16 protein-coding genes are annotated in these 15,233 nt (G+C 47.2%); 1 reads left to right on the top strand and 15 read right to left on the bottom strand.

Features of this window, described 5'->3' with window-relative positions:
- Positions 1–123: 123 nt before the first annotated feature.
- From DFP83_RS07090 to DFP83_RS07160, 15 genes are all read right to left on the bottom strand, one after another.
- Positions 124–522, bottom strand: a complete 399-nt coding sequence (locus tag DFP83_RS07090; RefSeq protein WP_110574318.1) for a hypothetical protein — start codon at positions 520–522, stop codon at positions 124–126.
- 88 nt (positions 523–610) lie between these two features.
- Complete coding sequence (locus DFP83_RS07095) at positions 611–1,432, bottom strand: flagellin domain-containing protein (protein WP_110574319.1); 822 nt, start codon at positions 1,430–1,432, stop codon at positions 611–613.
- 98 nt (positions 1,433–1,530) lie between these two features.
- Positions 1,531–2,757 (bottom strand): flagellar hook-associated protein FlgL, encoded by a 1,227-nt coding sequence (gene flgL, locus DFP83_RS07100; protein ID WP_110574320.1) that lies wholly within the window; start codon positions 2,755–2,757, stop codon positions 1,531–1,533.
- A gap of 5 nt (positions 2,758–2,762) precedes the next feature.
- Complete coding sequence (flgK, locus tag DFP83_RS07105) at positions 2,763–4,772, bottom strand: flagellar hook-associated protein FlgK (RefSeq protein WP_110574321.1); 2,010 nt, start codon at positions 4,770–4,772, stop codon at positions 2,763–2,765.
- Between the two features lie 101 nt (positions 4,773–4,873).
- A complete protein-coding gene (gene flgJ / locus DFP83_RS07110; RefSeq protein ID WP_110574322.1) occupies positions 4,874–5,905 on the bottom strand; it encodes a flagellar assembly peptidoglycan hydrolase FlgJ in 1,032 nt (343 codons plus the stop codon).
- Entirely contained in the window at positions 5,886–6,962 is a 1,077-nt protein-coding gene (locus tag DFP83_RS07115) for a flagellar basal body P-ring protein FlgI (protein WP_420843785.1), read from the bottom strand. Before DFP83_RS07115 ends, flgJ begins: the two co-directional genes overlap by 20 nt.
- A 40-nt stretch (positions 6,963–7,002) precedes the next feature.
- On the bottom strand, positions 7,003–7,677 hold the full coding sequence (gene flgH / locus DFP83_RS07120; protein ID WP_110574324.1) for a flagellar basal body L-ring protein FlgH: 675 nt from the start codon (positions 7,675–7,677) through the stop codon (positions 7,003–7,005).
- Positions 7,678–7,693: 16 nt separating this feature from the next.
- Positions 7,694–8,482, bottom strand: a complete 789-nt coding sequence (flgG, locus tag DFP83_RS07125; protein WP_110574325.1) for a flagellar basal-body rod protein FlgG — start codon at positions 8,480–8,482, stop codon at positions 7,694–7,696.
- A gap of 22 nt (positions 8,483–8,504) precedes the next feature.
- A complete protein-coding gene (gene flgF / locus DFP83_RS07130) occupies positions 8,505–9,248 on the bottom strand; it encodes a flagellar basal-body rod protein FlgF (protein WP_110574326.1) in 744 nt (247 codons plus the stop codon).
- Positions 9,249–9,398: 150 nt separating this feature from the next.
- Positions 9,399–10,859 carry a flagellar hook protein FlgE gene (flgE, locus tag DFP83_RS07135; RefSeq protein ID WP_110574327.1) on the bottom strand — a complete coding sequence of 487 codons (1,461 nt, stop codon included), beginning with the start codon at positions 10,857–10,859 and terminating at the stop codon, positions 9,399–9,401.
- 15 nt (positions 10,860–10,874) lie between these two features.
- Positions 10,875–11,561, bottom strand: coding sequence for a flagellar hook assembly protein FlgD (locus DFP83_RS07140; protein WP_110574328.1), 687 nt, complete (start codon positions 11,559–11,561; stop codon positions 10,875–10,877).
- Positions 11,562–11,574: 13 nt separating this feature from the next.
- Positions 11,575–12,027: a flagellar basal body rod protein FlgC gene (flgC, locus tag DFP83_RS07145; RefSeq protein ID WP_110574329.1), complete on the bottom strand. Its 453-nt coding sequence runs from the start codon at positions 12,025–12,027 to the stop codon at positions 11,575–11,577.
- Between the two features lie 11 nt (positions 12,028–12,038).
- The gene (gene flgB / locus DFP83_RS07150) at positions 12,039–12,443 is read right to left on the bottom strand and encodes a flagellar basal body rod protein FlgB (RefSeq protein ID WP_110574330.1); all 405 of its coding nucleotides are present in this window, start codon (positions 12,441–12,443) and stop codon (positions 12,039–12,041) included.
- Between the two features lie 68 nt (positions 12,444–12,511).
- Positions 12,512–13,351 (bottom strand): CheR family methyltransferase, encoded by an 840-nt coding sequence (locus DFP83_RS07155; RefSeq protein WP_110574331.1) that lies wholly within the window; start codon positions 13,349–13,351, stop codon positions 12,512–12,514.
- Positions 13,352–13,368: 17 nt separating this feature from the next.
- On the bottom strand, positions 13,369–14,316 hold the full coding sequence (locus tag DFP83_RS07160) for a chemotaxis protein (protein ID WP_110574332.1): 948 nt from the start codon (positions 14,314–14,316) through the stop codon (positions 13,369–13,371).
- A gap of 166 nt (positions 14,317–14,482) precedes the next feature.
- Here DFP83_RS07160 and flgA point away from each other — a divergent pair, with 166 nt between their 5' ends.
- Positions 14,483–15,190 carry a flagellar basal body P-ring formation chaperone FlgA gene (gene flgA, locus DFP83_RS07165; RefSeq protein ID WP_110574333.1) on the top strand — a complete coding sequence of 236 codons (708 nt, stop codon included), beginning with the start codon at positions 14,483–14,485 and terminating at the stop codon, positions 15,188–15,190.
- The last annotated feature ends 43 nt before the right edge of the window (positions 15,191–15,233 follow it).

Genomic DNA, 15,233 nt, shown 5'->3' on the forward strand with positions numbered 1-15,233 from the left:
GGCACATCCTCCAAAAGTGAGATAAATAGGCTCTCACTTTTGGTATCGGCAACTTTTTGCCGCCCTTTAGGTTTTTTTGCCGCTTTTTACAGTTTTTTTAATTTATCTTTATAAATCAATACCTTATTTATCTACAGCAAGAGAAAAATATTCAGAGATAGATTTTTTATCATCCGAAACCAAATTTAAATAAACAATTCCAGGAAATGGAAAGGTTTTGTCTCCATCCTGAACGTAAACCAAATTTTTGTCGGTATCAGCTTCCTCGATTAGCCAATTTCCACCTATATGCTGGATATAAACTTCGCCGCAGTAAGCACCAAGCATATTTGAGAGAGTAAAAACCACTTTATCGTCAGTCAATTGACTAGCAAACTTTTGTTTTACTGAGTCCACTATTGCATCAATCACGGGCAAACTCTCGATTGAAAAATCCAGTTCACGCTCAAACTCAACACGAGCAAATTTGACCGCATCTTGGCTAAGCGCTTTCATCATCTCTTCGTACTGCTTATTTTGCATAGTCATCCCCTGTTATTTTTCTACAGTGAAAAACAAAAAAGCCACTCTGTCCAGAGTGGCTTTCGATCTACTGCTTTGATTCTTAAAATTAACCACCTAAAAGCGATAGCGCTGCCTGAGGACGCTGGTTCGCCTGGGCAAGGATTGTTGTGCTTGCCTGTTGGCGAATCTGGAACTTCGTTAAGTTCGCAGTTTCAGCAGCAAAATCGGTATCCTGGATGCGAGAACGTGCAGCAGTCACGTTTTCAGAGATATTACTCAAGTTACGAATCGTTGATTGGAAACGATTCTGCAAAGCACCCAAGTCGGCTCGTTGCGCATTGACGGATGATAACGCATCATCAATGTCAGCCAAAGCAGTTGATGCTCCAGTTACATCGGATACTGACAATCCGTCAATTCCCAGACCCGTCACACCGTAAGACGAATCGATTGTGATATCGATGTTTTGATTCGCATTCGCTCCAACTAGGAAACTCTCGTCAAATGAGCCAGTTAGCAAGTTTTTACCAGCAAACTGAGTAGTCTCCTTGATCCGGTCAATTTCGTCCAACTGCGCCTGAACCTCTTTTTGAAGTGCTAGACGATCTTCGTCACCGTTAACACCGTTCTGAGCTTGTACAGCTAGCTGGCGAATACGTTGCAATGCGTTTGTGGTCTCTTGTAACGCACCTTCAGCGGTCTGCGCTACAGAAATACCATCGTTAGCATTTCGAACCGCCTGATCAAGACCCTGAATTTGAGAGGTCATACGGCTTGAAATCTGCAGACCCGCAGCATCATCCGCTGCACTATTGATACGAAAGCCTGAAGACAAACGTTGAAATGCTGTGTCTAGGCCGTTACCTGATTGCATCAATTGACGCTGGGCGTTCAAAGAAGATACGTTAGTGTTTACATATAAAGCCATGATTGCCTCCAGGCGATGTTAGCTAAAATTGTTTCATTATCTTGGTTAATTTCTGTATCGGCGGTTACATAGTAACCTTTAATATTTTTTGAAAATTTTTACCGCAAGTAATCAAACAAACTTAAGCCGCTGACCCGACTAAAAATTTGGCGGGAGGCTTCCAGAATCGTTTCCGACTTAGTTAGGTCAGTAATGGCGGTCGCCCAATCAATATCCTCTATCGAGGCGCGCGTTTCCTTGTTTACTACCTGGAAGTCGGCGTTACTGTTGTTGGCGTTTTCCATCACATTTATACGTGCACCTACGCCGGAACGCGCAGATAAAATTTGATCGTTACCTGCGGCTAAATCATCCAACGCAAAGCCAATTTGATTCTGAATTTCAACTTCAGACAGACTTGCTGAATCTTGTAGTGTGCGAGCTAAATCACCTATTACCGATGCGACGTTACGCTCTACAGGTTCATCGAACCCCACTTGCACCGTATCACCCGCTGCGGGCGTACCTGTGTAGTCAATTTCTAGTCCAATAGCTTCGATAGGTGCTCCTGGAACAAAGGTTTGTCCACCAGCGATGGTATTGCCTGCTGCATCCAACACATCGAACGTATTCGGACCAGTGAAACTCAACTCGACAAAGTTGTTCACAGGCGTCGCATTGTCGTAAAGCTGTTCTGAAATGTCAGTAAACTGTTTACGGTCAGGCACAGTTACGTTTTCAACCCCAATCGTATCGTTCTGCAACGTCACATTAGTACGCTTAGACACCAACCCAAACACTTCACTGCCGGGGTCGCCCGCGGCGAGCTTAAGTGTGGGTGATATTTGTATCGTCCGCTGACCATCATCGTTCTGGTATTTATAAGACTGTGAGGTGGGATCGTACTCAAAGGGTTGCTGACGGTTTTGATAGCCACCAAAGATAAAGTTACCGGCTTCGTCACGAGTATTCATCAAATCAAACACTTCTTGTTCAATTGCCGCTAACTCTTGACCAATAGCTTTATAATCCTGCTCTGAGTTCACCCCGTTACCCGCTTGCACGGCTAACTGACGCGCCCGGTTCAGCGACAGGTTAATATTACCGAGCACGCTCTCTTCGCGCTTGAGGGAGTTCTCTAGAAAGTTTGAGTTTCGAGCAAACTGCTCGTTTTGTGAGATTTTCTCGTTCAGCGCTAACACTTGCGTGTTACCAATCGGGTCATCTGCTGGCGTCAAGATATTCGTCTGTTTGGTCAGCTTTTCCTGAACCGTATTAACCCGCTCTTGCGTACGCAGTAAATTATCTAAATTGTTTTTGAAATATAAGTTGGTACTTAATCGCATAATAATTACCTCGCAGCCTGCAGCAGGGTATTAAAAAGATCCTGAGCCACCGTTATAATTCGGGCACTCGCGTTGTACGCCTGCTCGTATCGGATGAGATTGCTCGCCTCTTCCTCAAGGTTGACGCCTGAAGCGGAGTCATAAAGCGCTCGCGTTTGGCCTTCTATCGCTTCAGCCGATTCTTTGGCAACGCGGCTTTGACTCACTTTACTACCAACGTCAGACACAATACGTGCATAACTGTCATTAAACGTGAGTGTCGGTTCTGCGTTGTCGACCGAGGAACGTCTTACAGTCGTCTCGCGTTGAAAATCCGCCAGCGCTTGACCATTTCTGTTGTCGTTAATGCCGTTGGTATTGAACTCAACCGTATAGCTATCGCCCGTGAGCGGAACCCCATCAACACTAAAGTCGTAATCGGGTTCAGGGTCACCTGTCATTTGGGTGACTAAGTTTTCAAGCGAGGTGGCTCCATTAATTTGTCCAAACACGTCGCCATCTTGATCAAACGCGGTGACATCGTAACTACCATCGCCGTTATTCGTGAACTCAAATCGACTCGGTGCGTCAGCATCAAGTGCATTGCCGTTATAAAACGTATCGGGTGTATTAAGTTGCGAGATAGTAAGCTCTGCGGACCCTTCGTTATCGGCCGTCGTGATTGTTCGAATGGGCGATGCCAACGCTAAGTCCTGTGGTCGGCGCATGTTAACATCCAAGTTAAACGCTGCATTTTCTGCAGGCTTCGCCAAAAACATATCTTCGGTATCCGCGGAGTCGTTTTGAATATTTAACGAAACGCCATAGCTTTGCACTGCGTAGCTCCCCGCACCCGACGTTGTTATCACTTGCGGTTCGCTACCAGGAATAATTTCACCCTCTGCATCCGCAGCTTGCACTGTATATTCGTTTGCTCCAGTTTTGGTGATCTTCAGATTATCCGCTGTAAACTGCGAGGAGTTGCCCTCCAAAACTGATAAGGATAAGTTACCCGAGCCCGAATTGCCTTCGAATGGGAGGCCTTTCACCTCCATATCCGTTAGGTCAAAGATCTTTGTACCGAGCTGATTATCGAGGTCCATTCCTTTTTGGTTTTGCGTGTTCAAGGTGTCCGCAAACCGAACCGCCAATTGACCTAAACTCCGTTGTGCAGGGAGCAGAATTTGGTCGCGGTAGTCGAGGTAACCCCCTAATTCCCCCCCGACGTCGCCTCTATTAACAGGGAACTGAACACGGTCGCCACTGCCATTACTACCTTGTATAACCAACTCCAAGCGATTCGTATCAGGCGAACTTTTTGCTACCAAACTGTTAAATTTGCCATCTTCAAGCACTAACGATGTGCCATTGGTCATGTTGACCCCGACCGCACCATTACCAAAATCAACAGTGCTTATTGATACAAGTTCTGACAGCTTGCGCAGCTCTTCTTCTTGTTGGTTTTTGAGCGAGTTGATATCCGCACCACGTCCAGACGCCGAACCGGTGGCAATTTCTTTATTCAGCGCAGCGATATTTGAGGTAATTGCATTAATCTGTTCGGTCGAAACCTTCAAGCGATCATTGACCACCTGTTCTTGTTCTCTTAGGTAACCCGAGAAGCTGTTAAACTGAGTTGCTACGCCTTCTGCTTCGGTTATGACGATCTGCCGCGCGGTTATTGAGCTTGGGTCGCTATTCGCGTCCTGTAATGAGTTAAAAAAGCTCTCAATGGCAGTCACGACGTTTGTTTCGCGATTACCCATTAACTTATCAAGCTGTTCCGCCTGGTCGAGCTTTGCATTTTGAAAGCCTGTCTCTGAGATATTCCGGTACAGCTGCTTTAATACAAAGGGATCTATCACGCGCTCTACAGTGACACCCTCAAGGCCGCCGTAATCGCTTGAGTTATAGATGGTTCGCTCGCGTACGTAACCCTCGTTATTGATGTTATTTATGTTTTTACCGGTGACTTGTAAGCTCTGTTGATGAGCCAGTACTGCCTTTTTGCCAGCATCTAAAAGATCAAAACTCATTCATATACTCCCCGACTCATACTCATCAACACGATAGTTATCGACTCTTATTGTTTAAACTTTAACGGTAGCGGCAAGTGATTGCCGCTTTTGTAGAGCAATCATTCTGATAAAGACGGCTGATACCGTTCTGCGCTCTGTAGATCTTGTGTGCCCTGCATTGCTTGTACCTTTTGCACTATTTGTGCCACTTTTTGGGCATAGCTTGGATCGGTAGCGTAACCGGCATTCTGTAACTCAATCGCGAATTGCTTAGCATTGCCTGCGTGCTTCATAGCGTTTTGATAACGCGGACTGTCTTGAATAAAGCTCAGGTAATCTTTAATGCTGTGCTCAAGTGTGTCGTAACTCCGAAACGCCGCTTTTTCACGCTTTGCCACATTGCCATCAAACTCGACGGTACTCACATGCGACTGCTTCCCCTGCCAACGAGTGTCCGCTTTAATATTAAAAAGATTGTTACTTGAACCACCACTTTGACCCGGAATAAGTCGCTGTCCCCAGCCGGTTTCAAGCGCTGCTTGCGCGATTAATACGTCAGGGTTGATACCCTCAGCAGCAGCAAACTTTTCAATTGATGGGCGAATTGCCTCGACAAAGGATTCGGGTGAAGTGAATTTGATCACCTCATCGCCTGCTTTCACCTTATTGACTCGAGTTTCTCCATAGTACAAACCTACGGGCAACCCACCTTGTTCCGAGAGGGTTTTACTGGGCGAGTGCATTCGTTTCTCACCTAAGTCACCGCCATTTCGTTGAAACTGTTCTTTTCCCTTACTTGGGCTCAACTGCTGAACCATCAGATCAGCGAGACCCAGTGCGCCTTTGTTGGATAATTCAGACGTTAACTGCTGGTCATACATATCGCGATACATGCTGGTATAACGAGAGTTAAGCGGATTATCTTCGGCGAACACGTCATTCGCCTTACGCATACTGCTCATGACCATATTCAAAAATATCGCCTCGAACTGCTGTGCCGCTTCACGTAGGGCTTTCTCTTTATCCTCACCAAAGGCTTTTTGGCGCAACGAGTCGAGTGACCCAGTGTCAAGCACCGAGCCCGTCGCTTGCGCCTTGGGCGCAAGGTCGTACAAGCGAGTCGCGTTTGTATTAAATAACGATGAGCTCACCAGAAATCGCTCCTGCGTGTTTTAACGCTTCAAGTACCGCAATAATGTCACCAGGTGCTGCGCCTATTTGGTTAACTGCGCGCACCAAGTCATTCAGCGTGGTACCTGGTTCAAAAACAAACATCCGGGCATCATCTTGTTGCACATCGACAATGCTCTGCGGGGTGACGACGGTTTCACCTTCTCCAAATGGATTCGGTTGATCGACCTGCACATTCTCCGAGATGGTGACCTGCATGTTGCCATGCGCTACAGCGGCTGGACGCAGTTCAACATTTTGCCCGACCACAATAGTCCCAGTGCGTGCATTAATTATTATCTTCGCTGCCGACATCGCTGGTTCCACTTCCAAGTTTTCTAATGTCGACATATAACTCACCCGTTGGCTCAATTCTCTTGGCGCTTTTACGCGAATCGAGGTGGCATCAATGGCCTGTGCCATTCCTTCACCAACTAAACCATTGATGGTATTCGCCACTCGTTTAGCAGTGGTAAAATCAGAGTCATGCAGGTTAAATGTAAAATAGTCGCCTTGTGCAAAGGCTGTTGGAATTTCGCGCTCAACAATCGCGCCACCGGGGATACGCCCCACCGTGGGCGTGTTAATTACAATTTTAGAACCATCGTTACCTTCGGCGCCTAAACCGCCAACAATCAAGCTCCCTTGCGCGACTGCATACACCTCACCATTGGCGCCCTTCAAAAACGTTTGTAACAAGGTGCCGCCGGTCAAACTATCCGCGCTCCCCACTGACGACACCGTCACATCTAAGGTTTGTCCTGGTTTTGCAAATGCGGGAATTTCCGCATGTACCGCCACAGCGGCGACGTTGTTAATCTTAGGTCGTTCGTTTTGAGGTACGTTGATACCAAAATTACCTAACATTGTGCGAAAGGTTTGGTCGGTAAATGGTGTTTGCTCGCCAGTGCCCGGCAGACCCACCACTAAACCATAACCAATCAGTTGGTTTGAGCGAATACCCGCTACTGAGGCGATATCCTTTATGCGTGAAGCGTAAGCGGGCGCCAGTAATTGGCTAATAATAGCAATAATCAGTAACCCGACTTTAACCTGTTTCACATGTAACTCCTTAACCTTAGAACGGCCAATAACTGCTATTAAAGAACTTACTCAACCAGCCTTGATCTTGTGTCGCGGCGAGGGTACCCGTACCGCTGTATTCGATTCGAGCGTTGGCGACGCGTGTCGACGGAATGGTGTTATCAGCGCTAACATCTTGTGGTCGGATAATACCGGTTAGACGAATGTATTCGTCTCCCGTATTAATCCGTAGCCATTTTTCGCCGCGCACGATCAGGTTTCCGTTGGCGAGTGTTCTTATCACCGTCACAGTAATTTCACCACTCAGTTGGTTGCTTTGGTCGGCTGTTGCATCACCCGTAAAATCACGTGTACCGCCCAATGTTGCCGCTATGGGATTACCATTGATAGTCGCTGCTCGACCAAGAATGTTGGGCACAGGCAGATCAACGTTGCTTTCTTTAGCGGTTTCAGTATTAGCCGATTTGCTCGCCGTTGTACGTTCTTGCAGGGTCACGGTGATGATGTCACCTAACCGCCGTGCCTTAATGTCCGAATACAGATTATCGGAGTATTTCGCTTCGTACAGTGAGCCAGTCGGAACCACAGGCTGCGATCGTTCTTCTGGCAATACCGGCGCATAAAAAGGATCATCCGGCATCGGCGCAGGTTGGTTCGAACTACAGGCAGCCAAACTCAGCAATGCCAAACTCATCCAAAATAAGCGCATAATCGCCTCCAAGCCTTTACAACTGCTGATTAATGTAGCTCAGCATTTGGTCAACAGATGAAATCACTTTGGAGTTCATCTCGTAGCCACGTTGTGCTTCAATCAAATTGACTAACTCTTCCGTCACGTTCACATTCGACGTTTCCAAAGCACCTTGAATGGTATTGCCCATACCGTCTACGCCAGGTACGGCTTCAAGTGGCGCACCGCTAACGGCGGTCTCTTTATATAGATTTTGACCAATGGGCTCTAGGCCGGCAGGATTGATAAAGCTCGCCAAGTTCATCTGTCCGACGACAACATTATCTGCGTTACCCGGTTGACGAACCGTGACCTCACCCTCTTGTGAAATGCTCAAAGAGGTTGCGTCCTCAGGAATCTGAATGGCAGGCTCTAACGGATAACCGTTACCCGAGGTCACCAGCTCACCCTCTTCGTTTAAGGAGAACTGCCCGTTACGGGTATATGACAACGTACCATCTGGCATCAGAATCTGGAAAAAACCTTTACCATCAATCATCACATCCAGTGAGTTATCGGTGGTCTGAACATTACCTTGGGTGTGTGACTTTTGTGTGGCGACAACTTTCGTACCGGCACCAATCATTAACCCGTTAGGTAGCTCGACATCTTGTGCAGACTGCCCACCTGGCTGGTTAATGTTTTGGTATAAAAGGTCCTCAAATACCGCACGGCTTTTTTTAAAGCCGACGGTGCTCGCATTTGCTAAGTTATTTGAAATAACCGAGATATCACGCTGTTGCGCGTCAAGTCCGGTTTTACTAATCCAAAGCGCTGGGTTCATTGTGCGTCTCCTATACGTCCGCTTAGCTCATACGCATGAGCGATTCCGCGCGCTGAGCATTTTCATCGGCGGTCTTCATAATTTTGACGTTCATTTCATACTGGCGCTGTAGCGCGATCATATTGTTCATTTCCTGAACAGTATTTACGTTGCTTCCCTCGAGCGCCCCGATCGACAGCTTCACATTGGCATCAGCCAGTGCAGGTTGACCGTCTTTGAGAGAAAACAAACCGTCAGTATCCTTTTTGACATTACCGTTAGGCGGGTTGACGAGCTTGATGCGGTCAACAATTTCGAGTGCGTCCTCGGGTGCACCTTGAGGACGAATCGAAATATTGCCATTCGCCCCAATGGTTAAATTATCAATCGGCATGGGAATAAAAATAGGTCCTGCATCGCCCATCACCGGCTGTCCACGGTCATTCTTTAACATGCCATCAGCGCCAATTTCTAAGCTTCCGTTACGGGTGTAACGTTCCTCACCATTGGCGTTTTGCACTGCGATCCAGCCTTGTCCTTTGACCGCTACATCGAGGTTACGACCGGTGGTGACTAGGGCACCACTGGCAAAATTTTGCCCAGGGTTCTCTGTTAATGAAAACACACGTGTAGGTAATCCTTCACCAAACGCCTGCATTGAGCGCGCTTGTTGTAAATCCGCTTTAAAGCCCGTGGTATTCGCATTGGCTAAGTTATTCGCACGCAATGCCACCGCGTTCATATTTTCTTTCGCGCCACTCATTGCGACCCAAAGCATCTTGTCCATGCAGACCTCCAGCCAAAAATTTGTCAGATACTTCTACTAACTAATGACTATGCATGTAGCGTGCCAATATTTTTTGCGGACTTCATTAAACAAAAAAAGGGCTTGCGCAATGCAAGCCCTCGACCAAGCTATCAGCGTTTACGATGCGTGTTAGCGGATCTGTAAGATCGCCTGGTTAATGGTGTTGTTAACTTCTAACGAACGCGAGTTCGCCTGGAAGTTACGTTGCGCTGAAATTAAGTCTACTAACTCTTTGGTCAAGTTGACGTTAGAGTTCTCGAGTGCCGACGACTCAATCGCACCAAAGGTTCCAGAGTTGGCTTCACCGGCAAGCGCTTCACCCGAGGCACTGCTTTGTTTCCAAGACGTTCCGCCGACTTGAGTTAAACCTTGTTCATTAGCAAACCGTACCAGCGCCACTTGACCCAAGAAGCGCGTATCGCCATTCGAATAGGTTGCCGAAATCTTACCGTCTTCGGCGGTATCAACCTGAGTCAGTCGACCGACGGTGCTGCCGTCTTGCTCTAAAAAGTTCACTTCAAACTCGGATGCGTATTGAGTCGGTATCACATCACCTTGCGGATCGTTAAAGTCGATATTAATGCGCTGGGCACCGTTAGCACCATTAGTATAAGTCGAGCCGACTTGCGCCGATGCAGGTGAAAACGTTCCTAAGGTATTGTCGTACCCAGGCGAGTCAGGGCTAGGTAAACCGTCGGCACCAAAGGCGACTCGAATTCCGCTAAAGCTTGCATTGTTGTCTCCAAAGCCCGCTGTGGGTTCGGCTTCTGCACCCGGAATAGGAAGACCATCCGTGTCGAGCTGTTGTAGATCGACGCCCAGACCATCTACTGTGGAATACACATCCCAGTAGCTGTTACCGTCATCAGGCACCGCATCAGCGCCATTTTCACCGCCTTGTCCAGCTTCTCTTCGCACATAGTAGGTCGTCATCACGTGAGACTCACCTAACGAATCGTAAATCGTGGTTGATGTGGAAGAAGTATAGCTGTTGCGATCTTCTGGGTTAAAAGGACGTCCCTCAATATAATCAGGATCGGTCGGAGCGCCTGTTTCTACAGCAACTTCCTGACTGCGTGAATCCAAGTTAAATGAGAGGTTAACGTTCTCTGTTAGGTTAGGCGCACCGGCTGTGTCTGGAATGCGAATCGGTTGCGCGGTTGCCAAACTGGTTGACTGATTAGCTCCGGTCGCTTCATCCACCGGGAATCCCATAAGATAGTTGCCATTGTTGTCGACCATGTAACTTTCGTTATTCAGCTTGAACGCACCTGAACGCGTAAAGTTGTAATCCTGATCGCCAATCTGAGATGCAGTGGCAAAGAATCCATTGCCGCTGATCGCCAAGTCTAACGAGTTCTCGGTAAACTCAAGTGTGCCTTGGCTAAACTGTTGTGCAACGGATGCCGTCAAAACACCGTCGCCGACTTTTGCACGGCCCGAATTAAAGATGCTACTTGCGTAGATATCAGCAAACTCGGCACGTGATTGTTTAAAACCTGTCGTTTTTACGTTCGAAATGTTATTCGCAGTGGTATCAAGATCTTTTTGTGATGCATTGATGCCGCTCAGTGCAATATTAAATGACATAAGTCACCTCGCTATTTAGCCAATCTCTGTGACATCTTTAAAGTTGATGCCGCCTAAACCTTTCAAATTAAGTACGATGCCACGGTCACCGCCAGTGCTGACACTTTGTACCGTCGCATGCATTTGCAATGGCAAATCTTCTGCGGAATTACCGAGCTGACCATTCGCCGTGAAGGTATATTTGCCAGCCGGCACTGAATTGCCGCTTTCATCTAAACCATCCCACTCAAAATCCTTCGTGCCAGCAGCTAGATCGCCTACATCAATGGTTCTCACTACCGAATCATTCTCATCCTTGATTCTGATTTTTACGTTCTGCGCTGTTTGCGGCGCAGCAATTACACCCGACGCTTTACCGCCACCGTCAATCGATGCACTGTTGGTGGGTACTAAGACTTGCCGCCCCACGAGCGTCGATGCCTGCAGCGCTTGGTTCGACGACATATTATCGGTGAACTTAGTAAACTGCTCCTGCAAGCCAGTAATGCCCTCAGCCATCGTAAAACTGGTCATTTGTGCAATCATTTGGTCGTTATCAACGGGCTTAGTTGGATCCTGCATGTTCAATTGTTCAGTAAGCAGTTTAAAAAAGTCTTGCTGCTCTAACTTTTGATTCTCTGAGGGGTCTGCATACTTTGCCCCTTCTTGCTCTTTCCAAGTTAACTCATTGATTAACGGGTTGCTGTTACTTACGTTGTTCATGGCTTATCTCCCGTTACCCTTGCCCAAGACGCAACAACCGTTGTGTCATGGTTTTCGCTGTATCCGCCACCTGCACATTGGTTTGATATGAACGTGACGCAGAAATCATATTCGCCATCTCTTCAGTCACGTTGACGTTAGAGCGGTAGATGTAGCCATTACCATCCGCCATTGGGTGATTTGGAGCGTATTCAATTTGCAAGGGCTTATCGCTCTCGACAATCCCCATCACTTTGACACCCGCCGATTGACCCGTTTGGGTTTGATTTGTCAGGCTATTACCACGGTAGTCACCCTTGGCATCGGCTAATGCAGTTGCAAACACTGGACTCCGTGCGCGGTAAGTTTCATCTACGCTGCTACTCACCGAGTTCGCATTGGCTAAGTTACTGGCGGTGGTGTTTAAGCGCACTGACTGTGCACTCATTGCCGACCCACTGACATTAAAAATATTAAAAAGACTCATCGTTCAGTTTCCTATGCTTGACCGCCGCCTAGCGCTTTCTTAACGCCGCTAATGCGTCCGTCGAGGAAGTTCATGGTCATTTCGTATTCCAACGCATTTTTTGCATACAAGTTTTGTTCCACCTGTACATCGACCGTATTGCCGTCACCGGTATCAGGTTGCGTTGGTATGCGGAACTTTTCGGTTCCTTGCGGTTTGATTTCTACAGAAAAGTGTTTTTCGTGGGTACGCGCGAGCTTGTGATTTTCAATACCCCGTTGCGCCTGTGCTAAGGCTTGTTGAAAATCGAGCCCTTTAGCTTTGTAGCCTGGGGTATCTGCATTGGCGATATTGTTAGCAATTACCTCGGCGCGACGCGTCCGGATACCTAGCGTGTGCTGCTGGATACCCATAAGCTTGTCCATAGTCAGTGCCATAATTTTGTCTCCCACATTTCAGGTGAGCAAAATAATGCATTAACTGTGCCAAGCTTATTTAGCGGAGGTTAGTTTTTACGCTTGTAGATAATACCGGGGTTGCAGCGTATCATTTCAAAGTCATCGGTAAGACCTGAGATCGATTCAGAGGCACCTAGGAAAAGGTAACCTTGAGGATTCAACGCTTGCCTGAATTGGGCAATGATTTGCCGCTTGATGTTTGCCGAAAAGTAAATCAAGACATTACGGCAGAAGATGACATCGAATTTCCCCAACAATGCATAACTGTCGAGCAAATTGAGATGACGAAATTGTACATATTGCTTAACTTCGTTTTTTAGTATGGACGAGCCCGGCTTGACACCCTCATCAAAAAACTTCTTGCGCCGCTCGGGCGAGAGTCCGCGCACAATGGCTAAACTGTCGTATTCAGCCTTTGCACATTGTTCAAGGACCTTGTTCGAAATATCCGTTGCGGTAATTTTGATACCACCTTTCAACGCGTTTGGGTTTTTCGCTTTGTACTCAAGGTAAGACATCGCGATCGAATAAGGTTCTTGACCGCTGGAACACGCCGAGGACCAAATTTTTAGCGGTTTCGTTTCATTCTTATATTCTTCGAATACGCGATTAACTAAAATCTCAAACGGATAGGTGTCGCGAAACCATAGCGTCTCATTCGTCGTCATCGCGTCGATCACAGCCGAGCGCAAGGCGCGCTCACTGATTTTCATCGAACGTTTTACCAACTCCGCCAATGAATCAATGCCAAAGTGACTCATCAACGGCGACAAACGACTTTTCACCAAGTACAGTTTGTTGTCACCAAGCACTATCCCGCACTGATGTTCCAAAAACTGTCTAAACTCTTGGTATTCTTGTGTATTGAGCTCTTTATTACTCGACATTAACTGCGTCTATTCCATTACTCAGTTTCAGCGACAATGTTTTCAGCATTGAGCCATTTCTTAACAGCGGTGGCGAGTTCGTCAGGGTGAAACTTCGCAATAAAATCGTCAGCCCCAACTTTCTTAACCATTGCCTGATTAAACACCCCACTGAGTGATGTATGCAGTATAACACGAACATCCGCTAAATTAGGGTCAGCTTTTATCTCAGCGGTTAAGGTGTAGCCATCCATGACAGGCATTTCGACGTCCGAGACTAAAACAGGTACGTGCGGTTGCACGTTACCATCGACTTCTTTCGCCTTCTCTTTTAACCAGTCCAGCGCTTCTTTACCGTTCTTCTTAACTTCAAGTGGAATCTCGAGACTTTCCAAAGCACGCTTAATTTGCCCGCGCGCCACAGCGGAGTCATCTGTGATGAGTATCGTGAGGTTCTCTTTAGCAACGGTAATCGGCTGGTTTTTTACGTCATCACTCAGTTCGGTGCTGACAGGGGAAATATCCGCCAAAATGCGTTCGACGTCAATAATTTCAACCAATTTGTTGTCTATCTCGGTTACTGCAGTCAAATAGGCATCGCGTCCAGCACCTTTCGGTGGCGGCATGATGTTTTCCCAATTGATATTGATAATGCGATCGACACCACCCACCAAAAAGCCCTGTACCGTGCGGTTGTACTCGGCAATGATAATAAATCGATTTTCGATATCGGTAATGGCCGGACCACCTGTTGCCAGGCTTAAATCAATAATCGATATGGCTTGTCCGCGGATGTGTGCCACCCCACGAACCAGACGGTTGCGTCTCGGGATAGAGGTGAGCCGTGGGCACTGCAGCACTTCTCTTACTTTAAATACGTTGATACCAAATCGTTGCTGGCCACTGAGGCGGAACAGCAAAAGTTCCAAACGGTTCTGACCCACCATTTGCGTGCGTTGGTTTACCGAGTCAAGAATGCTCGCCATGTTATCTCCCCTCTGTGCCGCTTTTAATCACTGGCATGTTCTTTGCTTGCTTAACCATCAATAGTGTCATCTCAGGTGTAAATGTCAATTGATTGACGATGAGCGAGTTGTGCATATTTCACTATGTAATCGACCGGCAACACCTAAAACTTTAAGTGGAGTTAATATGATAATACGGCAAACCGCGATAATCAGTTCGATCTTTTTCATATTGACGTCAAGTTTAGCATTATCAGCTGAACCTGCCTCCTATAATTACAAAAAGCTACAACAGCTGGCGAATGAATTTGTGCAACAACAAGTGACCCAACCTGACAACGGTCGAGTTGAGGTGGTGGTGAACTCACTTGACCCGCGTATGGCCCCCAAACTCTGTTCATCCGCGCCAGCTGTCAGCTTTGCACGCAACTCAGGTCTCGAAAGTTACACCACCGTCGAGATTCAGTGTACGACTGGAAACCAGCCATGGCGGACCTATGTTCCGGTGCGCATTTATCAGTATCAAGAAGTTTGGTCAGCTGCAGTGCCAATGTCGCCTGGTCACCTCATCAGCGATAGCGACATACGTATAGCGGAGATTGATATAAATCAGGTACGCGCAAATACCTTCACCGATAAGGCACTCCTCGTTGGCGCACGTGTAAAGCGGCGAATTTCTGCCGGCGATGCGATAGAAGCACGTGACACCTGTCTTGTTTGCGAGGGAGAAACCGTTACAATAGTGGCTACAAATAAATCGTTGCGCATCACAGCATCCGGTAAGGCGTTAGGAGACGGATTACAAGGAGAGTCGGTAGCGGTCCGAAATGTGCGCTCAAACAAGTCGTTAGAAGCCGTTGTGACGGGCTTGAACGAAGTAACGGTTAATTTATAAACTTTTTATCAAAAAGGATTAAAGTTATTTTTTCTGCGGCCGA

Source organism: Idiomarina fontislapidosi (assembly GCF_003226255.1).
In the GTDB taxonomy this organism is placed as follows: domain Bacteria; phylum Pseudomonadota; class Gammaproteobacteria; order Enterobacterales; family Alteromonadaceae; genus Idiomarina; species Idiomarina fontislapidosi.